Raw genomic sequence first — 21,902 nt, forward strand, 5'->3', positions numbered from 1 at the left:
CAATAGGCCTAAAAGGTGGTGGAATATGTATGAAAAATACGTTTTCTCGTTTATTTGGCTTTGGAGATAAAGAGAGCGAATTCGAATTACAAGACGAAAGCCATGAAGAGATAGATAAAAAGGTATATGAAGAAATACAAGAAATTCCGATAGTAAATATTACCCCTAACCGTTATCAACCAAGAACAGTTTTTGATGATGCGCGTATTGATGAGCTAGCATTAACAATTCGTACACATGGACTTATTCAGCCGATTGTTGTAAGGCAATATGAGGATGATAAGTACGAGATTATTGCTGGAGAAAGACGTTTTCGCGCGGCAACAAAGTTAGGTTGGGAAAAGGTTCCTGCAATTATAAAGAACTTAAATGATACAGAGACAGCTTCTGTAGCTTTAATTGAAAACTTGCAACGTGAGGAACTAACGGCAATCGAGGAAGCTGTGGCATATCAAAAGCTGATTGAGTTACATAATTTAACACAAGAAGCATTGGCACAACGACTTGGAAAAGGACAATCTACAATCGCAAATAAGTTGCGATTGTTAAAGTTGCCTGAAGAAATAAAAAGTGCATTATTAGAAAAAAGCATTACAGAACGTCATGCCCGCGCTCTCATTCCTTTAAAAAATGAGGAATTACAACTGAAAGTTTTACAGGAAATTGTGGAGAAACAACTAAATGTAAAGCAAACAGAAGAACGAATTGCGAAGTTACTAGAGGAAGCGAAACCGAAGCGTAAGGCAAAGCAAAAAGCAGTAAGTCGAGATACGAGGATTGCTATGAATACAATTAGACAATCTTTACAAATGGTTACTGAAAGTGGTTTGAATGTTAATTCTGAGGAAGAAGAATTTGATGAGTACTATCAAATTACAATTAAAATTCCAAAGAAAAAATAATAATGACGTGCTAGAGACCTTATCCTATTGGAGAGGTCTCTTTTACTATATTTTCTTGTTAAATGAAGAAGGAGTTTAGAAATAAATTTTGAAGTTTAATAAAGGACGTAAAAGAAAAAGTTTTATTTCATGTTACAATAAACGTAATTGTTACTAGAATAAGATAGAAAGGTTGAAAGTAGGTGACATCATGGGAAAAATCATTGCTATTGCTAATCAAAAAGGCGGTGTTGGAAAAACAACAACATCTGTTAATTTAGGGGCTGGATTGGCGCAAGTAGGTAAAAAAGTCCTTCTTGTAGATATTGATGCTCAAGGAAATGCAACGACTGGTGTGGGAATTGAAAAATCTGAATTAGATCAATGTATTTACAACGTTCTTGTGGAAGATGCAGATGTTCAAGGGGTTATACAGAAAACCGCAACTGAAAACTTAGATGTTCTACCCGCTACAATTCAATTAGCTGGTGCTGAAATTGAATTGGTACCGACTATTTCCCGGGAAGTACGTTTGCAAAGAGCATTACAGCCAGTTCGTGATGAATATGACTATATTATTATCGACTGTCCCCCATCTTTAGGGTTATTAACGATTAATGCATTAACAGCAGCAGATTCTGTTATTATTCCTGTACAGTGTGAATATTACGCACTAGAAGGGTTAAGTCAGCTATTAAATACAGTTCGACTTGTACAAAAACATTTAAATAAAAATTTAGCAATTCAAGGTGTATTGTTAACAATGTTGGATGCCCGTACAAATTTAGGAATCCAAGTTATAGATGAAGTGAAAAAGTATTTTAGGGATAAAGTATATCGCTCGATTATTCCGCGTAATGTACGCTTGAGCGAGGCTCCAAGTCATGGGAAACCTATTATGCAGTATGACGCTAAATCAAGAGGAGCAGAAGTATATATAGATTTAGCAGAGGAAGTGATTGCAGGTGGCTAAAGGATTAGGAAGAGGAATTAATGTGTTTTTTCCTGATTTAGATGTGAAAGAAGAGGAAACAATTCAGGAGATTCTTGTAACTGAATTAAGGCCGAATCCATATCAACCGCGTAAACACTTTAATAAAGAGGCGATTCAGGAATTAGCAATTTCGATTAAGGAACACGGTATTCTACAACCATTAATTGCTAGGAAGAGCATTAAAGGATATGAAATTGTTGCAGGTGAAAGACGATTTCGTGCTGCGAAAGAGGCTGGTTTAGAAAAAGTACCTGCGGTTGTAAGACAATTAAATGAACAGCAAATGATGGAATTTGCTTTGTTAGAAAACTTACAACGAGAAGATTTAAATCCTATGGAAGAGGCAATGGCATACCAGATGTTAATGAATGAGCTAAATGTAACGCAAGAACAATTAGCGAAACGTCTTGGTAAAAGCAGACCTTACATTGCAAATTATACTAGGTTATTAAGCCTACCTTCTTTCGTACAAGATATGATTGCAAATGGTCAACTTTCAATGGCTCATGGGAGAACTTTACTTACGATAAAAGATGAAGAACAATTGAAGTCCTTATTGAAACGCATTGAAAAAGAAGGATTAAATGTTCGTCAATTAGAGAAAATCGTCCAAGAGATTAATCAACACGTTTCACGTGAAACAAAAAAAGTGAAAAAAGAGCGAAATATATTTTTCGTAGAACGTGAAACGTTCTTAAGAGAAAAGTTTGGCACAGATGTGAAAATTAAAGAGACGAAAAAAGAAAAAGGTAAAATCGAAATTGAATTTTTTAATAAAGAAGATTTAAATCGTATTTTAGAACTATTAGCACAGAAAAATTAAAAAGCAAACCATCTTATTATTTATAGATGGTTTGCTTTTTTTAATGCGGATAATTTTTGATCCGTCTCTTTTATACTTTGTGCGATTACATCAGCCATTTTCATGACTAAACTTAATCTTGTATTTTGAAGAACGAAAAACTCCATAAACCCATTTAGATTGACGATACCGTGTATGTGCAAATCACCAACTGCAGGTAATTTCTTATTCATAGCAGCTCCAGGTTTACTAGGTCCCTTTCCAGTAGTGATTGATCCGATATTTTGGGACTTTCCTAAACATGCATCAACAGCAATTATAAATGCAGTAGGATATTCTTTCTGTATATTCTGAATTTTCTCTTCTAAATTTAGCGCATGTACTGGCTCATCTAGTGTACCAAATACTTGGAGGTTTTGGATGTCTATCTGTTCAAGTTTTGTACCAACTAATGGGCCGAGTGCGTCACCTGTAGAGCGATCTGTGCCGATACAAACGAGAATGAGTGGTATATTAGTTTTAATAGGAATATGGGTAAGTAAGAAATTACTGATTATCTCGGAGGCTTCTAGATCTTGGTGCATAACGTTTTGAGTTTCTTTCTCAAAAAATGGTAAGCGAAAACTTCCAATATTCATGAAGCACCCATCCTTTTAATAAATTTTCAATATATGTTATATGGTGAGGAAAATGGAAAGTTATAAGTGCGTAATTTTTGCAAAATGTGAATGAAAACGGAAATAATAGTACTAGTATATATATATTCGTTCCATTTTATACCTGGATGTCGGGGATAAAATAGGATTAAAATCATAAAATTTTTTCAGCAATTAGGGGACTTCTGATACAATAATAAGGGTAACTAAAAAGAAATTTCAGCTAGAGAGGTAGAGGTACATGGATTTATTAGCGAAGTGGTTTAATTCTATGAAACAGTATTTATTAGATGCTGATCGTTGGGCTCATATTGGAGTTGCGACATTAAAAATATGTATTATTTTAACAATTGGTGCAGTTGTTGTGCGAATTGCAAGAGCGGTTGTACGAAATGCGTTTCGCATGGGAAGTCGTTCTCCAATTCAAATTTCAGAACGTCGTACAGTTACAGTAGCGAAATTACTTGAAAATATTGTAGCGTACGTTGTTATGTTCATTATGCTAATTGCGATTTTAGGTGTGTTTGATATTAATGCATCAGGTTTATTAGCGGGTGCTGGGGTAATTGGTTTAGCAGTCGGATTTGGTGCTCAAAGTTTAGTGAAAGACGTTATTACAGGTTTATTTATTTTGTTAGAAGATCAGTTTTCAGTTGGCGATTATGTTAAAATCGGTCAATTTGAAGGAGTCGTTTTAGAAATTGGACTTCGTACAACGAAAGTAAAGAGTTGGACAGGTGAAATTCATACTTTACCAAATGGAAGTATTATTCAAGTTACTAACTACTCAGTTAGTAATAGTGTAGCGTTTGTTGATGTATCTATTTCATATGAGGCTGATATTGCGAAAGCAGAGCAGGTTATTGAAGATTTATTAGTAGAATTACCTTCAAAGTACGAAAAAATGGTAACAACGCCTCAATTATTAGGTGTGCAAACATTAGCTGCATCAGAAGTTATATTACGTGTTATTGCTGAAGTAGAGCCGATGCAACATGCAGTTATTGCAAGGGCACTTCGTAAAGAGATTAAAAATCGTCTTGATTTACATGGAATTGAAATTCCATATCCGCGTATGGTTTTATATAATCGTGAAGAATTAGTTAGTGGAAAAGCAATTTAGTATGGAGAGGAGTTTGGAGAGTGGAGCAAAAGGAATATAACTTGTATGATGTTGTGGAAATGAAGAAAGCCCATCCATGTGGCGAGAATCGTTGGAAAATTATTCGTATGGGAATGGATATCCGCATTAAGTGCGAGGGGTGTGACCATTCAGTAATGATTCCTCGAAGAGAGTTTGATCGTAAGGTGAAAAAAATACTTGTGAAGCACGAAGAATAGAGGGAGAGTAACAGTTACAGTAGGTAACTGTTACTTTTTTTCGTTTGGCGGAAACTTGTCATTTTTTTCGTTACTATCTATAATGATGAAAGATTGAGACATAGGAGTGAAAAATATGGGATTAACGGCTGGGATTGTTGGATTACCTAACGTAGGGAAGTCCACTTTATTTAATGCAATTACACAAGCAGGAGCAGAATCTGCGAACTATCCATTCTGTACAATTGATCCAAACGTAGGGATTGTAGAAGTACCAGATGAGCGTTTAAATAAATTAACGGAACTAGTAGAACCGAAAAAGACTGTTCCGACTGTATTCGAGTTTACTGATATTGCAGGTATCGTAAAAGGTGCTAGTAAAGGTGAAGGTTTAGGAAATAAATTCTTATCTCACATTCGTCAAGTAGATGCAATTTGTCAAGTTGTTCGTTGTTTTGAAGACGAAAATATTACGCACGTTTCAGGGAAAGTAGATCCAATTGATGATATTGAAACAATCAATTTAGAGCTAATTTTAGCGGACTTAGAGTCTGTTGATAAGCGTATTGAGCGTGTTGCGAAATTAGCAAGACAAAAAGATAAAGAAGCGGTATATGAGCATGAAATTTTAGTTCGTTTAAAAGAAGCTTTTGAAGAGGGAAAACCAGCTCGTACTGTTGAATTTACAGAAGAGCAGATGAAGGTTGTTAAAGGCCTTCATTTACTTACAACAAAAGAAATGTTATACGTAGCGAATGTAAGTGAAGACGATGTTATCGATCCTTCGGAAAATAAATACGTACAAATGGTAAAAGAATTTGCAGCAAATGAAAATTCTCAAGTAATCGTTGTATGTGCAAAAATCGAATCAGAAATCGCTGAATTAGACGAAGAAGAGAAAAAAGTATTCCTTGAAGAATTAGGAATTGAAGAGTCTGGTTTAGATCAATTAATTCGTGCAGCATATGACCTATTAGGACTTGCTACTTACTTTACAGCTGGCGTTCAAGAAGTACGTGCTTGGACATTTAAACAAGGAATGAAGGCACCGCAATGTGCTGGTGTTATTCATACAGACTTTGAGCGTGGATTTATTCGTGCAGAAACAGTTTCTTACGATGACTTAATGACAAACGGTTCTATGACAGCTGCAAAAGAAGCTGGAAAAGTACGTTTAGAAGGAAAAGAATATATCGTAAAAGACGGAGATGTTATGCACTTCCGTTTTAACGTTTAATTTAATATTTCCTAGGAAAAATAAAGATATGAGCTTGGCAAATATATTATATGTTTGCCAAGTTTTTTATGTATTGGTGAGTTGATTCATATAACTTACTATGATATAATCTAAACTCGTGAGTAATTACTATAAATTAATTGCTCCTTGCCCATTACGGGCCGTTTAGACCAAAAGGAGGTGAAAGTGTAATGAGAAAGTACGAAATTATGTACATCATTCGTCCTGGCGTTGAAGAAGAAGCTCAAAAAGCTTTAGTTGAACGTTTTGCAGGTGTTTTAACAAACAATGGTGCAGAAATCATTAACACGAAAGAGTGGGGTAAGCGTCGTTTAGCTTACGAAATCAACGACTTACGTGAAGGTTTCTACATGATCTTAAACGTGAAATCTAACGCAGAAGCGATTAACGAATTCGACCGTTTAGCTAAGATCAACGAAGACATCCTTCGTCATATCGTTGTTAAAGAAGAAGAAAAATAATTGATATATAAGGGAGAGTGGTTCGATTGATGAATCGTGTTATCCTCGTTGGTCGTTTAACTAAGGACCCTGACTTACGTTACACGCCCAATGGTGTTGCAGTAGCTACTTTTACGTTAGCTGTGAATCGCGCATTTGCCAATCAACAAGGTGAGCGTGAAGCTGACTTTATTAATTGTGTAATATGGCGTAAACAAGCAGAAAACGTAGCAAATTATTTGAAAAAAGGTAGCTTAGCAGGCGTAGATGGACGTCTTCAAACTCGTAATTACGAGGGACAAGATGGTAAACGTGTATACGTAACAGAAGTTCTTGCGGAAAGCGTGCAATTTTTAGAGCCGCGTAATGGCGGTGGGGAGCAACGTGGTTCATTTAATCAGCAACCATCAGGAGCTGGTTTCGGTAACCAAGGCTCTAACCCATTTGGTCAATCTAGTAATTCAGGTAACCAAGGTAACTCTGGATTTACGAAGAATGACGATCCATTTTCAAATGTAGGTCAACCGATCGACATTTCCGACGACGATTTACCGTTCTAATACAGTAAATTTGTTAGTTTTAACAAAGAATGGAGGGAAATAGACATGGCAGGACGCAAAGGTGGACGTGCGAAACGTCGTAAGGTGTGTTTCTTCACAGCTAACGGCATCACTCGCATTGACTATAAAGATGTTGATTTATTAAAACGTTTCGTTTCTGAGCGTGGTAAAATTTTACCTCGTCGTGTAACAGGAACAAGCGCGAAATACCAACGCAAACTTACAGTTGCAATTAAACGTGCTCGTCAAATGGCACTTTTACCATATGTTGGTGAATAATAGCGTATGAAATGCACAGTAGAGTCGGACTCTACTGTGCATTTTGCTATGCTTTTCTTTTTTGAAAGAGAGGTTAAAATGTGAAACAAGCAAGATTTATTACTGAAGGTGCCGCGTTGTTGGCTATATATGCAATGTTATTGCTTATATCTATGTATGTTCCGATTTTGGGTACAGTTGTAACTTTTGCGTTGCCGTTACCATTTATACTATTAATGATAAGACATAAACTATCTAATGTGCTCGTGGTTTTTGTAGCGGCACTTTTTGTTACTGTTATTGTGAGTCAACCGATGAATTTAGTGAAGACAATTATGTTTGGATTGATAGGGATTGTTTTAGGATATATGTATAAAACAAGAAAAAAGCCAGTGGAAATCTTAATAGCTGGGACGCTTGCATACTTAATTGGTTTTGTACTTATTTATGTTGCGAGTATAAAGTTTTTCAACATAGATATAATGAAGCAAATGCAAAGTATATTTAGTGAAAGTATGGCGAAAAGCGAAAAGATAGTAAGTGCTACAGGTATGCCGATTAGTAAGGAACAAAAAGAGTTACTTGCACAAATGAACGATATATTACAATCGTTACTTCCGAGTATACTTGTGCTAGTTTCAGTATGTTTTTCTTGGATTACAGTGATAATATCAGGTAGTGTTTTGAAAAAGTTAAAACATGACGTTATATCTTGGCCTAAATTTAAAGATATACAATTACCAAAGAATATCATTTGGTATTACGTTATATTTATTTTGTTAGCAACTTTTATAAAAGTAGAACCAACGTCATATTTACATATGGTATTTTCTAACCTAAATGTCATATTTGCACTATTGCTTGTACTGCAAGGTCTGACATTTATCGCCTTTTTAGCGTATAGAAAAGGTTTTACTAAAGGGGTTCCTATTATTAGTTTTATTGCATGCATGTTTATTCCGATGCTGTTTCCTCTTGTGACAATCTTAGGTATAATTGACTTAGGGATTTCATTGCGTTCTAAAATAGGGGGATAAAATAATATTCCTTATACTATTTTAATCTGTTTAACTAACTGGAAGGTGAGTTAGTTTTACTTTATAGGAGTTGTATACATGCCTGAATTTGATAAGAAACAGTGGTTTTTATATCCTGTTTATGTATTGGCATTTTTTGTGTTTGTGCTCATTTCAATTCTCTGTTATTTTCATTTAATTATGGGGATAGCTGCTTTTGTCATTTTTTGTATCGTATTCTTTATCGTTATACGATTTGAACTTAATTTTCAAAGGAATTTCGAAAAGCATACGACAGATATGATTACAAGAGTAAAGAAAGTAAGTAATGAAGCATTTAACCAAATGCCGATTGGTATTTTGTTATACAATAAGGATTATGGGATTGATTGGGCAAATCCTTATTTATCTTCATGTCTGGGACAGCATGCATTAGCTGGATGGCACCTTTACGATGTATCAGAAACATTACTTCTTTTCATTAAAGGAGAAACTTCTGATGATATAGTCTCTTTAAATAATCGAAAGTTTCGCGTTTTTGTAAGGAAAGAAGAAAAGTTAATTTATTTCTTTGATGTAACGGAACAAACAGAAATCGAAAAGATGTACGAGGATCAAAGGACTGTTTTAGCTGTCATCTATTTGGATAATTATGATGAAGTTACACAAGGATTAGATGATCAATTACGTACGAATATAACAAGTCTTGTGACATCGCGACTAAATGAATGGGCACTTAAGTATGGGGCGTATTTAAAACGTGCATCTTCAGAAAGATTCTTCGTTGTGCTAAATGAAAGTATTTTGACGCAGATGGAAAAAGGGAAATTTAGCATTTTAGATCAGGTGCGTGAAGAAACATCTAAAAGGAATATACCACTTACATTAAGTGTGGGTGTCGGATCAGGTGATTTACCTTTATCAGAGCTTGGAGCAATGGCTCAATCTGGTTTAGATCTTGCGCTTGGGCGTGGGGGAGACCAAGTAGCTATTAAACAAGCGACAGGTAAAGTTAAGTTCTATGGAGGTAAGACAAATCCGGTTGAAAAACGTACCCGTGTACGCGCTAGGGTCATTTCGCATGCGTTAAAGGATTTAGTATTAGAAAGTAGTAATGTCATTATTATGGGGCATAGGGCTCCCGATATGGACGCAATTGGTGCTGCGATTGGTATTTTAAAAGTGGCTCAATTAAATGAGCGTAAAGGATATATTGTGTTAGATGAAAATGATTCCGATAAAGGAATTAAGCGTTTGATGGACAAAGTGAAACAAAATGAGGAGTTATGGTCTCGTTTTATTACTCCAGAGCAAGCGATGGAATTTGCAAATGATGAGTCGTTACTTGTTGTTGTCGATACGCATAAACCTTCTATGGTGATGGAGCAAAAACTGTTACATAAAATTGAAAATGTAGTAGTTATTGATCATCATCGCCGTGGAGAAGATTTTATTGAAGATCCATTGCTAGTTTATATGGAACCATATGCTTCTTCAACAGCAGAATTGGTTACAGAATTACTTGAGTATCAACCTAAAAATTTAAAGATGACAATGTTAGAAGCGACGGCATTGTTAGCGGGTATTATTGTCGACACGAAAAGTTTCACATTCCGGACAGGGGCTCGTACATTTGATGCTGCTTCTTATTTACGCTCACATGGTGCAGATACTGTACTTGTACAAGAACTTTTAAAGGAAGATATGGATCAGTATTTACGGGTTGCAAAAGCTATAAAAAATGCGTACATTTATAAAAATGGAATTGCGATTGCTAAAGTTGATAGTGATGATTACTACGATCAAGTGCTTATTGCGCAATCGGCAGACACGTTATTAACGATGACAGGGATTATTGCATCATTTGTTGTTGCGAAACGTGGCGAGAATCTCATTGGAATTAGCAGCAGGTCTTTAGGTGAAGTGAATGTGCAGCTAATTATGGAAAACTTAGGCGGTGGCGGGCATTTGACGAATGCAGCCACACAGATGAAAAATGTTACAGTAGATGAAGCTGAGGAGAAGCTTCGATTTGTTATTGATGACTATTTACAGGGAGGCACACAATCATGAAAGTAATTTTTCTAAAAGACGTAAAAGGTAAAGGTAAAAAAGGAGAAGTAAAAAACGTACCAGATGGCTATGCAAATAACTTCTTATTAAAACAAGGATTAGCTGCTGAAGCAACAAATAGCAGTATGAAAACTTTAGAAGCTCAAAAGCGTAAAGAAGAAAAAGATGCAGCAGCAGAGCTTGAAAATGCAAAAGAGTTAAAAGAGACTTTAGAGAAATTAACTGTAGAATTAAAGGCGAAATCTGGAGAAGGTGGCCGTTTATTTGGTTCTATCACAAGCAAACAAATCGTAGATGCAATGCAAAAATCACACAAGATTAAGCTTGATAAACGTAAATTTGAAATGGACGATGCAATCCGCGCGTTAGGTTATACAAACGTTACTGTGAAATTGCATCCACAAGTAACAGCAACAGTAAAAGTTCATGTTAGTGAACAATAAAAATAAATTAAGCAAGGAGGATTGCGTATGAGTGATGTACTTGCTGATCGTACCCCTCCGCATAATATAGAGGCTGAGCAGGCGGTTTTAGGGGCCATATTGATTGATCAAGATGCGTTAACTTCAGCATCAGAGTTATTGGTACCTGATTCGTTCTATCGAACGAAACATCAAAAGATTTTTGAAGTCATGCTTGGGCTATCTGATAAGGGAGAGCCGATCGACTTAGTAATGATGACATCAGCAATGGCTGATCAAGGACTACTAGAAGAAGTTGGTGGGGTTTCTTACTTAGCAGAGTTAGCAGAAGTTGTGCCAACTGCAGCTAACGTAGAATATTACGCACGCATCATCGCTGAAAAGGCGCTTTTACGTCGTTTAATTCGCACGGCGACTCATATTGTATCGGATGGATACGAGAGAGAAGATGATGTGGATGGTCTTTTAAATGAGGCTGAGAAAAAAATATTAGAAGTATCCCATCAAACGAATGCAAAAGCATTCCAAAACATTAAAGATGTTCTTGTAGATGCTTATGACAAAATTGAACTTTTGCATAATCAAAAGGGTGAAGTTACTGGGATACCAACTGGGTTTACTGAATTAGATAAGATGACAGCAGGTTTCCAACGAAATGATTTAATTATCGTGGCAGCACGTCCATCAGTAGGGAAAACGGCATTTTCATTAAATATTGCACAAAACGTAGCGACGAAAACGGATGAAAATGTAGCGATTTTTAGTTTGGAGATGGGTGCTGATCAGCTTGTTATGCGTATGCTTTGTGCAGAAGGGAATATTGATGCACAAAGACTTCGTACTGGTTCATTAACTTCCGATGATTGGGCAAAATTAACAATGGCAATGGGGAGTCTCTCAAATGCTGGTATATATATTGATGATACGCCAGGTATTAAAGTAAATGAGATTCGAGCAAAATGTCGTAGATTAAAGCAAGAACAAGGTCTTGGTATGATTTTGATTGACTATTTGCAGCTTATTCAAGGAAGTGGGAAATCAGGAGAAAACCGTCAGCAGGAAGTATCTGAGATTTCTCGTACCTTAAAAGGGATTGCACGTGAATTGCAAGTGCCTGTTATTGCTTTATCACAGTTATCTCGTGGTGTAGAATCTCGTCAAGATAAACGCCCGATGATGTCTGATATTCGTGAATCTGGAAGTATTGAGCAGGATGCTGATATTGTAGCTTTCCTATATCGTGAAGACTACTATGATCGAGAAACGGAAAACAAAAATACAATTGAAATTATTATTGCAAAACAACGTAACGGTCCAGTAGGTTCAGTGGAACTTGCATTCGTCAAAGAGTTCAATAAGTTCGTTAACTTAGAACGTCGTTTTGAGGATGGACATGCTCCACCGGCATAAAGGCAGTATAAAAAAGAAACACATTTCTTATAATAAGATGTGTTTCTTTTTTTTTATAAGAAAGATAAGGCTTTCATAAGTTAAATATATAATTCTTACGAACGAAAATGTTTTTTTGTGAAAAAATGTTCGCTTTTCGGTTGACTTCTCTTTCGGTTTTGGTACAATTATATTGTTTGAATAGATCGTTTGAAAATTGCGGAGGTGCTTTAATAATGTCTTCAGTAGTAGTTGTAGGAACACAATGGGGCGATGAAGGAAAAGGTAAAATCACTGATTTTCTTTCTGAGCATGCGGAAGTAGTTGCAAGATATCAAGGTGGAAATAACGCGGGACATACAATTGTTTTCGGCGGAGTTAAATATAAATTACACTTAATTCCATCTGGTATTTTCTATAAAGAGAAAATTTGTGTAATCGGAAACGGATTAGTAGTAGATCCAAAAGCATTACTTGAAGAGTTAAAATACTTACACGATCGTGGTGTAAGTACTGATAATTTACGTGTAAGTAACCGTGCACATGTTATTTTACCTTACCACTTAAAGCAAGATGAGTTAGAAGAAGCAAGTAAAGGTGATAACAAAATCGGTACAACGAAAAAAGGTATCGGTCCTGCATATATGGATAAAGCTGCTCGTATTGGTATTCGTATGGCTGATCTTTTAGACCGTGAAGCATTTAAAGAGAAGCTTGAGCGCAATTTAGTAGAAAAAAATCGTTTATTTGAAAAAATGTACGATACAGAAGGTTTCACTGTAGAAGAAATTTTCGAAGAGTACTTCGAGTACGGGCAACAAATCGCGCAATATGTATGTGATACGTCTGTTGTATTAAATGATGCATTAGATAATAATCACCGTGTATTATTTGAAGGTGCGCAAGGTGTTATGCTTGATATTGACCACGGTACGTACCCGTTCGTTACATCTTCTAACCCAATTGCTGGTGGTGTAACAGTTGGAACTGGAGTTGGTCCTGCGAAAGTTACTCGCGTTGTAGGTGTATGTAAAGCATATACAAGCCGTGTTGGTGATGGTCCATTCCCTACTGAACTTCATGATGAAATTGGTCATCAAATTCGTGAAGTTGGTCGCGAGTATGGAACGACAACTGGTCGTCCACGCCGCGTAGGTTGGTTCGATAGCGTTGTTGTAAGACATGCACGTCGTGTTAGTGGTTTAACGGATTTATCATTAAATTCTATCGACGTTTTAACAGGTATTCCAACTCTTAAAATTTGTGTTGCTTACAAATACAATGGCGAAGTTATTGATGAAGTTCCAGCTAACTTAAACATTTTAGCGAAATGTGAGCCTGTATATGAAGAGCTTCCAGGTTGGGAAGAAGATATTACTGGTGTAAAATCATTAGATGGACTTCCTGAAAATGCACGAAAATACGTAGAACGTGTTTCTGAGTTAACAGGAATTCAAATATCTATGTTCTCAGTTGGACCAGATCGTAACCAAACAAATATTGTTCGTAATGTATATGAAGCTTAATTAATATTTTTTAGAAAAAACTCATGTCCGCATGAGTTTTTTCTTATTCTTTTATAAAAAAACGAAAAAAAGTATTGCAATAAATACAGAATACATGTTATGATACATCTTGTCGTCACGAAAATATGACGTTGGTGAGTATGAGCCATTAGCTCAGTTGGTAGAGCATCTGACTTTTAATCAGAGGGTCGAAGGTTCGAGTCCTTCATGGCTCACCATTTTATTTTTCGTGGCCCGTTGGTCAAGTGGTTAAGACACCGCCCTTTCACGGCGGTAACACGGGTTCGAATCCCGTACGGGTCATGTTTTTTTTTGCTTGTTTTTGGTCCCGTGGTGTAGTGGTTAACATGCCTGCCTGTCACGCAGGAGATCGCCGGTTCGACCCCGGTCGGGACCGCCACTTTTGTTTATACCACCATTAGTGGTTTTATATATAGTTTTGGCTCGGTAGCTCAGTCGGTAGAGCAGAGGACTGAAAATCCTCGTGTCGGCGGTTCGATTCCGTCCCGAGCCACTCTCAGGATATTAAGTGGGCCCACTTAATATCCTTTTTATTTATGTAATTTTACAAAACTGAGTAGTTATTTTAAAATAGAACGAGGAGCCTCTAGCAGTTGAAGCTAGAGGTTTTTCTATAGATCGTATAAGATGCCGTGTAAAAGTGGATCATACATGAGTCTATGAGAATAGAGGAGAAAATACTTAAACAAAGGATGCGGTCATATAGGACATACTATGTAAACATCAATATGTTTAGGGATTATTGACCATATTTTTATAAGGAGGAAATAGACGATGATGGGAAAGAAAATTTTAGTAGTTGATGATGAAAAGCCGATTGCAGATATTTTGAAGTTTAACTTAGAAAAAGAAGGTTTTGAAATAGTAATGGCGCATGATGGTGATGAAGCAATTGAAAAGGCTAATGAAGAGCAACCAGATATGGTTTTATTAGATATTATGCTACCAGGTAAAGACGGCTTAGAGGTTTGCCGTGAAATACGTAAAAGCTCAGAAATGCCGATTATTATGCTTACAGCAAAGGACTCTGAGATTGATAAAGTATTAGGGCTTGAGCTTGGGGCAGATGATTATGTAACGAAGCCATTTAGTACAAGGGAATTACTTGCTCGTGTGAAGGCGAATTTACGCCGCCATCAACAAGGTGGTGCTGCGGAAAAAGAAGAAAATACAGAAATGGTTATTGGACCAATTGTGATTAATCCAAATGCATATAGTGTAACGAAGCGCGAGGAAAATATCGAGCTTACACATCGTGAATTTGAGTTGCTACATTATTTAGCGAAACATTTAGGACAAGTTATGACACGCGAACATTTATTACAAACAGTTTGGGGTTATGACTATTTTGGAGATGTGCGCACAGTAGACGTTACAGTACGTCGTTTGCGTGAAAAAATTGAAGATAATCCAAGCCATCCTACTTTAATTGTAACTAGACGTGGAGTAGGGTATTACTTGCGTGACCCAGAGCAGGAATAGTATATGAAGAAAGTTGGTTTTTTTCAATCTATTCATTTAAAATTTGTGCTTATATATATGCTATTAATATTAATAGCGATGCAAGTTATTGGAGTATATTTCGTAAGGGAATTAGAGAAGAGCTTAGTACAAGGTTTTAGGGATTCTTTAACGCAGCAAACAAACTTATTATCATATAATTTGAAGCAAGAGTTTAAAAAAAGTTATACAAAAGCAGAAACAGAGTCAACAGATGAAACGATTAAAACGTCAATTCGAAAATTTGCCTCTGATCAGAAGAAAGTTATACAAGAGGTAAGTGTATTTGATTCGCACAGAAAGTTACTGGCTATTTCAGATGAATCAAAGCAGAATAAGGTGAATCGAACATCAACTGATATAGCTGTTCAGCGAGTGTTAGTACAAAAAAAGCCAGAAGTGAAAATTGAGAAGGATGGTAGTACAGGTCATCGTGTTCAAGTTATGCTTACTCCGATTCTAGATGATAACGGTAAGGATGCGCTTGGTGTTATTTACATTGTGGCATCTATGGAAGATGTATATAAACAAATGAAGGATATAAATCAAATTTTTGCTACGGGAACAGTAATTGCTTTATTAGTAACGGCCGTACTTGGGATTTTATTGGCTCAAACAATTACAAGACCAATTTCAGATATGCGGAGACAAGCAATTGAAATGGCAAAAGGAAATTATTCCAGAAAAGTAAAAGTGCATAGCCATGATGAAATTGGACAACTGGCATTATCCTTCAATAATTTATCGAAAAAATTACAACAAGCTCGTTCTTCTACAGAAAGTGAAAGGCGTAAATTATCATCTGTTTTATCACATATGACAGATGGAGTAATTGCTACTGATCGAAAAGGGGATATTATTTTACTAAATGACCCTGCGGAAAAGATGTTAAATGTTTCTCGTGAAACAGCGCTCGATCAATCTGTTTTAGAGGTATTAGGGATACAGGAAGAATTTACGCTCGATCATTTATATGAAGAGCCAGATTCTGTTTTATTAGATTTTAGTACGAGAAATGAACCATATATTTTACGTGCTAGTTTCTCTGTTATTCAAAAAGAAACAGGGAAGGCAAACGGCTTAATTGCTGTACTATATGATGTAACAGAGCAGGAACGTATAGAACGGGAACGCCGTGAGTTTGTGGCAAATGTCTCTCATGAATTAAGGACGCCATTAACGACGATGCGCAGTTATTTAGAGGCACTTACAGATGGAGCATGGCAGGATCCAAATATTGCACCACAATTTTTAACGGTTACACAAGAAGAAACAGAAAGAATGATTAGACTTGTAAATGCGTTGTTACAGCTATCTAAACTGGATAGTACAGAGCATCGTTTAATGAAAGAATGGGTCGACTTTACTGATTTCTTTAATAATATTATTGATCGCTTTGAAATGTCTAAAGAGCAAAATGTAAGTTTCAAACGATCTTTCTCTAAGAAATCTAGATTTATTGATATGGATACTGACAAAATTACTCAAGTGCTGTATAACATTATTTCTAACGCATTAAAATATTCACCAGAAGGTGGAACAGTAACATATCGTTTACGTGATCGCGGTGATTTATTAGAAATTAGTGTAAGTGACCAAGGAATGGGTATTCCAAAAGAAAACGTTGATAAAATCTTTGAACGTTTTTATCGCGTAGATAAAGCTCGTTCAAGACAAATGGGTGGTACGGGACTTGGATTAGCAATTGCAAAAGAAATGATTGAGGCACATGGTGGCTCTATTTGGGCGAAGAGTGAAGAAGGAAAAGGGACAACTATTTATTTCACGTTACCAATGGCAGCAGATGAAGAGGACGATTGGGAATGAGTATGGAAAACTTTAAAACAATAGTTTTAATTAACCTAGTTGTAATTAGCCTATTTCTTACTTTTAATCTATGGACGTATGTGCCAGATTCTACATCCATGCAAAACGCGAAATTTGTACAGGGGAATGAAGGAATGAACCAAACTAAAATTTCCGATGTTGTCCGTCCTACTTCTATCATCGTGCATAAAGATAAAAATCATTATGGGAGCAGAAGAGAGGCAGATATAGAATCAATCTATAAGCCCCTGGAAGTAGGGGAACTACATGATTTTAGAGAGATATCAATCACTAAGGGTGATTTCCTTTCATATGTGCATGGTGAAGGGAAAGTTGAACTTGTTTTCCCTACCGATATCCCATTTGATGCAGTAAAATCCATGTTTAACATGAAAGAGAAAAGTACAGATAAGCCTAAACATTTTAATCGTATTCTCCTTGATCCTTCTAGAAGTAAGGATCAAGAAATTAAAATTAACTTTGTTTCTGATGGTGATAACTTTAAAATATACGAGGCAAAATTAAGTGGCTTGTATTTAAAAGATATTGTAAATGCCCAAAATCAATTTATAGTATCAGCAAAACCTTATTTTGATTATCAACTCAATGATATGAAAAAATTATTTTTACCAGATGGAACGACAGAGTTAAGCAATATAACATATATTTCATCTAATTTAGCAGTTGATACGTTTAAGAATGCTCTGTTTAGTGATCCTCGTTATTTAAGTCCGATTACCGAGATGTCGAAAGAAACATTTACAGATGGTATTAGATCCATGGAAATTGAAAACGATCGTCACATGCTAAAGTATAAAAACTCTTCTGTCTTAACTGAGAAAACGATAGATAATTTAATGCTTTTACAAAAAAGCTTTGAATTTGTAAGTGGTCACAGTGGGAGTTTGGATTCATATCGTTTGGACTATATGAATAAAGGAGAGACAGTATTTCGCTTAAATGAAGATGGATATCCAGTATTCAATGCAGATGGATTAGCGGAATTAAGACAAGTATGGGGATCAGAAGAAGTAATGGAATATGAAAGACCGTTGCTGTCTTTAAATACTAAAGGTATAGAACAGAAGGTTACTCTTCCGTCAGGGCATGTTGTAATAGCATCCCTAGAAAATAATCCAGAGATAAAGAAACAAGTAATTAAGGATATTGGCATTGGATACAAGTTATCACTAGATGGGCAAGTGGTTCGACTACAACCAATTTGGTATGTAAAGCTTGTTGAAGATGAAACAGGTAAACAGAAAATCTATGAGTGGAGTGAGGGAGGACTAAATGGATTGGGATCGGATTAAAACCATATTTATTGTGACCTTTTTTGTTTTGGACCTCTTTCTCATTTTCCAATTCATTCAAAAGCAAGATAGTAATCAATTGGAGCTTATTGCAGAAACAAAGATAGATCAAGAATTAAAAGCAAATAAAATTACGATGGGAAATATCCCTAAAGAACCGAAAAAAGAGTCATTTATTAGAGCGGAAAATAAAGCCTTTAAAGAAGAAGATATACAGTCTTTGAAAAATCAAACGGTGCATATACAAAATATGTACAAGATAGAAAGTAAGCTAAAAGAGCCTTTTTTAAATACGAAATCATTATCAAAAGATAAGTATAATGAATTTTTGAAGAACTATGTATTGGATGGACAAAAGTATGAATTTGGAGCGGTGAAAGACTCTAAAATTTATTTCTTCCAAAAATATAAAGATAAGCCTATTTTCTATAATAATCAGGCGATGATTGTTGTGGAATTAAATGAAAAAAATGAACTTGTTTCATATACGCAGACAATGCTAACTGATTTAAAAGAAATGGGCGAAGGTGAAAAAACGAAAGAGCAAGAAATTATTACGGCTCAAACAGCTTTAGAAAATTTGTATTTAAAAAATAAAATTCATGGAAATACGCATGTTAAAGAAGCGCAAATTGGTTATGCCACTCTTACCGCATCTACTTCTAATAACCAAGTACTTGCTCCAACGTGGAATTTAAAAACGGAGCAGAAGCAGGACTTCTTTGTGAATGCAATTGAAGGACAAGTTATGGAATTAGGAGAAAAGGAAAATCAAGTGGTTGATGAACATACTGGAGTGAGAAAGAATGGGGTTGCATTTTAGCGTACTTGCAAGTGGAAGTACAGGAAATATGCTATACGTAGGAACCGATGAAAAAAAATTACTAGTCGACGCAGGTTTAAGTGGTAAAGCAACAGAGGCTTTATTTAAACAAGCAGAACTAAATATAAATGATGTATCAGGTATTCTTGTAACGCATGAGCATAGTGATCATATTAAAGGATTAGGTGTATTGGCACGTAAATATGATTTACCTGTTTATGCGAATGAGAAAACATGGAATGCAATGGAACATTTAATAGGAAATATCCCAACTGAACAAAAGTTTATTTTCTCAGTTGGTGATGTGAAAACATTTGGTGATATTGAAGTCGAGTCATTTGGAGTTTCTCATGATGCGGCAGAACCGATGTTTTATGCTTTCCATAACAATAATAGGAAATTAGCGCTTATTACAGATACGGGATACGTAAGTGACCGTATGAAGGGCGTTATTAAGGGAGCTAATGCTTTTGTATTTGAAAGTAATCATGATGTAGAAATGCTTCGTATGGGACGTTATCCATGGAGCATTAAACGACGTATTTTAAGTGACGTTGGGCATGTTTGTAATGAGGATGCTGCATTAGCGATGGCAGATGTAATTACAGATGAGACAAAGCATATTTATTTAGCCCATTTAAGCTTAGATAATAACATGAAAGAACTAGCGCGTATGTCAGTATCACAAGTACTAGAGGAAAAAGGATTTGGAGTGGGTGAATCCTTTGAAATTCACGATACAGATCCAAAAATGCCTACAAAAATTCAATACGTATAATTCTTCATTTTAGTAAACAATAAAGGTGAATATAGTTGTTTTCAGGAAGATAGGTGAACAAATATGTCCTTTATTGATGAAGAAAGTTATCGTATGAAACGTGCAGGAAAAAAGAAGCACAAAGGTATAGTTCTTTCGAGTATAGCGGGAACAATTGTAGGAGCTTCTTTATTTGCGTTTGGAGCGCCTTTATTTTCAAATTCTGCTGATACGCTTCCGCAAGCTGAAGCAAGCGGAAGTAATATGGCTGAAGCTCAAGGGATTAAACAGATTAGCTTTGTAGATGCTGTTGATCGTGCATCTGAAGCTGTTGTGGGTGTTATTAACATTCAACGAGATAACTTTTCAGAGGCAGATTCAGAGGCCGGTACAGGATCAGGAGTAATTTATAAAAAGACAGATGGTCAAGCTTATATTGTAACAAATAATCATGTTGTAGCTGGAGCGAATCGTATTGAAGTAAGTCTAAGTGATGGTAAGAAGGTTCCTGGAAAAGTATTAGGAACCGATGTAGTCACAGATTTAGCTGTATTAGAAATAGATGCAAAGCATGTGAAAAAAATAATTGAAATTGGCGATTCTAATACTGTTCGCAGAGGAGAGCCAGTCATTGCGATTGGAAACCCACTTGGACTGCAATTTTCTGGAACAGTTACACAAGGTATTATTTCAGCTACTGAACGTATTGTCCCTGTAGATTTAGATCAAGATGGACATTATGATTGGCAAGTAGAAGTGTTACAAACAGATGCAGCGATTAATCCGGGGAATAGTGGCGGTGCGCTTGTAAATGCAGCAGGACAATTAATTGGTATTAATTCAATGAAAATTGCTGCAAAAGAAGTAGAAGGAATCGGCCTTGCTATTCCGGTGACTAGAGCTGTTCCGATTATGAATGAACTTGAGAAGTATGGAAAAGTAAGAAGACCTTATATTGGGATTGAACTTAGGTCATTAAATGAAATTCCAAACTATTATTGGTCAAAAACATTACATTTACCAGGTACTGTAACAGAGGGAGTTTGTATTTTGGATGTGAAAAGTCCTTCGCCAGGTGCGGATGCTGGTTTAAGAGAACATGATGTTATTGTGGCGGTAGATGGAAAACCGATTCGCGATATTATTGGATTCCGTACGGCCTTATATGATAAGGAAATTAATGATAAAATGACTCTTACGTTTTATCGTGGTACAAAAAGAGTAACAACAACAGTGAAATTAGGCATTCAAAAGTATTAAAAACAGGAGGGCCTACCTCCTGTTTTCTATTGTAGAAAAGTGAGGTGTAGAAAATGAATTTACCTTGTTGTTTAGAACATGTTGAATTAGCGTTAGATATTATTGTGGATGAGTGTGAAGTCGCACCAGTTATCAACAATGTGGATAACTTAGAAAAAGAGAAAAAAACATGTGAATTTTGTCAAAATGAGGCGACATATGTTGTATCGAACACAGATTCTCACACAATATGTGGGTAGCATTTGTGGATATGTGGATAAGTTTTGTGGATAACATGTTTGTAAGGTGGAGGATACGTGTGAATATCTCGATTATTTCAATTGGGAAATTAAAAGAAAAATATTTGAAACAAGGTATAGCAGAATACTTAAAACGATTATCTGCATACGCAAAAGTAGAAGTGATTGAATTGCCTGATGAAAAGGCGCCAGAAAATTTAAGTGAAGCAGAAATGTTAATTGTAAAGGAAAAAGAAGGTATACGTATACTGGATAAAATTTCTGATGACACGCATGTGATTGCATTAGCTATAGAAGGAAAGCAAAAGTCATCAGAAGAATTTGCGGTAAGTCTAGATCGCCTTGCTACATACGGAAAGAGTAAAGTCGCATTTGTAATTGGTGGATCACTTGGACTAAGCTCAGAAGTGATGAAGCGTTCAAATGAATCACTTTCTTTTTCAAAGATGACATTACCACACCAATTAATGCGATTAGTGTTGCTTGAGCAAGTCTATAGAGCGTTTCGGATTAATCGTGGAGAACCGTATCATAAGTAATGTATTCTATGTAAAACACTGATATTAT

Annotated in this window: 23 protein-coding genes and 4 tRNA genes; 26 read left to right on the plus strand and 1 reads right to left on the minus strand. The window is 35.9% G+C overall.

All coding sequences use genetic code 11. The features are described from left to right. Positions 1–29 precede the first annotated feature (29 nt). The 3 genes from noc (at position 30) to spo0J (ending at position 2,698) form a co-directional block, all read left to right on the plus strand. Positions 30–902, plus strand: a complete 873-nt coding sequence (gene noc / locus B9A45_RS01760; RefSeq protein ID WP_000799016.1) for a nucleoid occlusion protein — start codon at positions 30–32, stop codon at positions 900–902. A 190-nt stretch (positions 903–1,092) separates the two neighbouring features. Then, positions 1,093–1,854 carry a sporulation initiation inhibitor protein Soj gene (gene soj / locus B9A45_RS01765; protein ID WP_000516114.1) on the plus strand — a complete coding sequence of 254 codons (762 nt, stop codon included), beginning with the start codon at positions 1,093–1,095 and terminating at the stop codon, positions 1,852–1,854. Next, complete coding sequence (gene spo0J, locus B9A45_RS01770) at positions 1,847–2,698, plus strand: stage 0 sporulation protein Spo0J (RefSeq protein WP_001051829.1); 852 nt, start codon at positions 1,847–1,849, stop codon at positions 2,696–2,698. The genes soj and spo0J overlap by 8 nt, the downstream gene beginning before the upstream one ends. A gap of 20 nt (positions 2,699–2,718) precedes the next feature. Here the strand turns inward: spo0J and yyaC are convergent, their stop codons facing one another. Further along, on the minus strand, positions 2,719–3,315 hold the full coding sequence (gene yyaC / locus B9A45_RS01775; protein ID WP_001020715.1) for a spore protease YyaC: 597 nt from the start codon (positions 3,313–3,315) through the stop codon (positions 2,719–2,721). Between the two features lie 259 nt (positions 3,316–3,574). On the opposite strand from yyaC, the gene B9A45_RS01780 reads away from it, so the two are divergent. The 23 genes from B9A45_RS01780 to rlmH all read left to right on the plus strand — a co-directional run bounded on the left by B9A45_RS01780 (position 3,575) and on the right by rlmH (position 21,874). Then, entirely contained in the window at positions 3,575–4,456 is an 882-nt protein-coding gene (locus tag B9A45_RS01780; protein ID WP_000364814.1) for a mechanosensitive ion channel family protein, read from the plus strand. 20 nt (positions 4,457–4,476) lie between these two features. Beyond that, positions 4,477–4,674, plus strand: coding sequence for a DUF951 domain-containing protein (locus B9A45_RS01785; protein ID WP_000435485.1), 198 nt, complete (start codon positions 4,477–4,479; stop codon positions 4,672–4,674). A gap of 115 nt (positions 4,675–4,789) precedes the next feature. Further along, positions 4,790–5,890 carry a redox-regulated ATPase YchF gene (gene ychF / locus B9A45_RS01790; RefSeq protein ID WP_000524672.1) on the plus strand — a complete coding sequence of 367 codons (1,101 nt, stop codon included), beginning with the start codon at positions 4,790–4,792 and terminating at the stop codon, positions 5,888–5,890. 191 nt (positions 5,891–6,081) lie between these two features. Next, the gene (rpsF, locus tag B9A45_RS01795; RefSeq protein ID WP_001233778.1) at positions 6,082–6,372 is read left to right on the plus strand and encodes a 30S ribosomal protein S6; all 291 of its coding nucleotides are present in this window, start codon (positions 6,082–6,084) and stop codon (positions 6,370–6,372) included. A gap of 26 nt (positions 6,373–6,398) precedes the next feature. Beyond that, positions 6,399–6,911 carry a single-stranded DNA-binding protein gene (ssb, locus tag B9A45_RS01800; RefSeq protein ID WP_000981966.1) on the plus strand — a complete coding sequence of 171 codons (513 nt, stop codon included), beginning with the start codon at positions 6,399–6,401 and terminating at the stop codon, positions 6,909–6,911. 45 nt (positions 6,912–6,956) lie between these two features. After that, positions 6,957–7,190, plus strand: coding sequence for a 30S ribosomal protein S18 (gene rpsR, locus B9A45_RS01805; protein WP_000918873.1), 234 nt, complete (start codon positions 6,957–6,959; stop codon positions 7,188–7,190). An 80-nt stretch (positions 7,191–7,270) separates the two neighbouring features. Further along, positions 7,271–8,206: a YybS family protein gene (locus tag B9A45_RS01810; RefSeq protein WP_118415557.1), complete on the plus strand. Its 936-nt coding sequence runs from the start codon at positions 7,271–7,273 to the stop codon at positions 8,204–8,206. Between the two features lie 78 nt (positions 8,207–8,284). Further along, positions 8,285–10,258: a DHH family phosphoesterase gene (locus B9A45_RS01815; protein WP_001113788.1), complete on the plus strand. Its 1,974-nt coding sequence runs from the start codon at positions 8,285–8,287 to the stop codon at positions 10,256–10,258. Then, positions 10,255–10,701, plus strand: a complete 447-nt coding sequence (gene rplI / locus B9A45_RS01820; protein ID WP_000864228.1) for a 50S ribosomal protein L9 — start codon at positions 10,255–10,257, stop codon at positions 10,699–10,701. Before B9A45_RS01815 ends, rplI begins: the two co-directional genes overlap by 4 nt. A gap of 27 nt (positions 10,702–10,728) precedes the next feature. Further along, positions 10,729–12,090, plus strand: a complete 1,362-nt coding sequence (dnaB, locus tag B9A45_RS01825; protein ID WP_001286148.1) for a replicative DNA helicase — start codon at positions 10,729–10,731, stop codon at positions 12,088–12,090. 215 nt (positions 12,091–12,305) lie between these two features. Further along, positions 12,306–13,595, plus strand: a complete 1,290-nt coding sequence (locus B9A45_RS01830) for an adenylosuccinate synthase (protein ID WP_000100239.1) — start codon at positions 12,306–12,308, stop codon at positions 13,593–13,595. A gap of 142 nt (positions 13,596–13,737) precedes the next feature. After that, a tRNA-Lys gene (locus B9A45_RS01835) sits at positions 13,738–13,813 on the plus strand. Between the two features lie 13 nt (positions 13,814–13,826). Continuing rightward, positions 13,827–13,898, plus strand: a tRNA-Glu gene (locus B9A45_RS01840). Positions 13,899–13,919: 21 nt separating this feature from the next. Then, a tRNA-Asp gene (locus B9A45_RS01845) sits at positions 13,920–13,995 on the plus strand. A gap of 41 nt (positions 13,996–14,036) precedes the next feature. Next, positions 14,037–14,109 (plus strand) — tRNA-Phe (locus B9A45_RS01850). A gap of 281 nt (positions 14,110–14,390) precedes the next feature. Then, on the plus strand, positions 14,391–15,098 hold the full coding sequence (gene walR, locus B9A45_RS01855) for a cell wall metabolism DNA-binding response regulator WalR (RefSeq protein ID WP_000971865.1): 708 nt from the start codon (positions 14,391–14,393) through the stop codon (positions 15,096–15,098). Positions 15,099–15,101: 3 nt separating this feature from the next. Continuing rightward, positions 15,102–16,943: a cell wall metabolism sensor histidine kinase WalK gene (walK, locus tag B9A45_RS01860; RefSeq protein ID WP_000755367.1), complete on the plus strand. Its 1,842-nt coding sequence runs from the start codon at positions 15,102–15,104 to the stop codon at positions 16,941–16,943. Further along, positions 16,940–18,256 carry a YycH family regulatory protein gene (gene yycH, locus B9A45_RS01865; protein ID WP_000061563.1) on the plus strand — a complete coding sequence of 439 codons (1,317 nt, stop codon included), beginning with the start codon at positions 16,940–16,942 and terminating at the stop codon, positions 18,254–18,256. Before walK ends, yycH begins: the two co-directional genes overlap by 4 nt. After that, on the plus strand, positions 18,237–19,079 hold the full coding sequence (locus B9A45_RS01870; RefSeq protein WP_000383740.1) for a two-component system regulatory protein YycI: 843 nt from the start codon (positions 18,237–18,239) through the stop codon (positions 19,077–19,079). Before yycH ends, B9A45_RS01870 begins: the two co-directional genes overlap by 20 nt. Then, positions 19,063–19,857 carry an MBL fold metallo-hydrolase gene (locus B9A45_RS01875; RefSeq protein WP_000522837.1) on the plus strand — a complete coding sequence of 265 codons (795 nt, stop codon included), beginning with the start codon at positions 19,063–19,065 and terminating at the stop codon, positions 19,855–19,857. The genes B9A45_RS01870 and B9A45_RS01875 overlap by 17 nt, the downstream gene beginning before the upstream one ends. Before the next feature lie 63 nt (positions 19,858–19,920). Next, entirely contained in the window at positions 19,921–21,096 is a 1,176-nt protein-coding gene (locus tag B9A45_RS01880) for a S1C family serine protease (protein WP_000008043.1), read from the plus strand. Positions 21,097–21,149: 53 nt separating this feature from the next. After that, positions 21,150–21,335: a CxxH/CxxC protein gene (locus B9A45_RS01885; RefSeq protein WP_001052824.1), complete on the plus strand. Its 186-nt coding sequence runs from the start codon at positions 21,150–21,152 to the stop codon at positions 21,333–21,335. A 59-nt stretch (positions 21,336–21,394) separates the two neighbouring features. After that, complete coding sequence (gene rlmH, locus B9A45_RS01890) at positions 21,395–21,874, plus strand: 23S rRNA (pseudouridine(1915)-N(3))-methyltransferase RlmH (protein ID WP_001027003.1); 480 nt, start codon at positions 21,395–21,397, stop codon at positions 21,872–21,874. Positions 21,875–21,902 lie beyond the last annotated feature (28 nt).

The organism is Bacillus sp. JKS001846 (assembly GCF_900176455.1).
Classification (GTDB): domain Bacteria; phylum Bacillota; class Bacilli; order Bacillales; family Bacillaceae_G; genus Bacillus_A; species Bacillus_A cereus.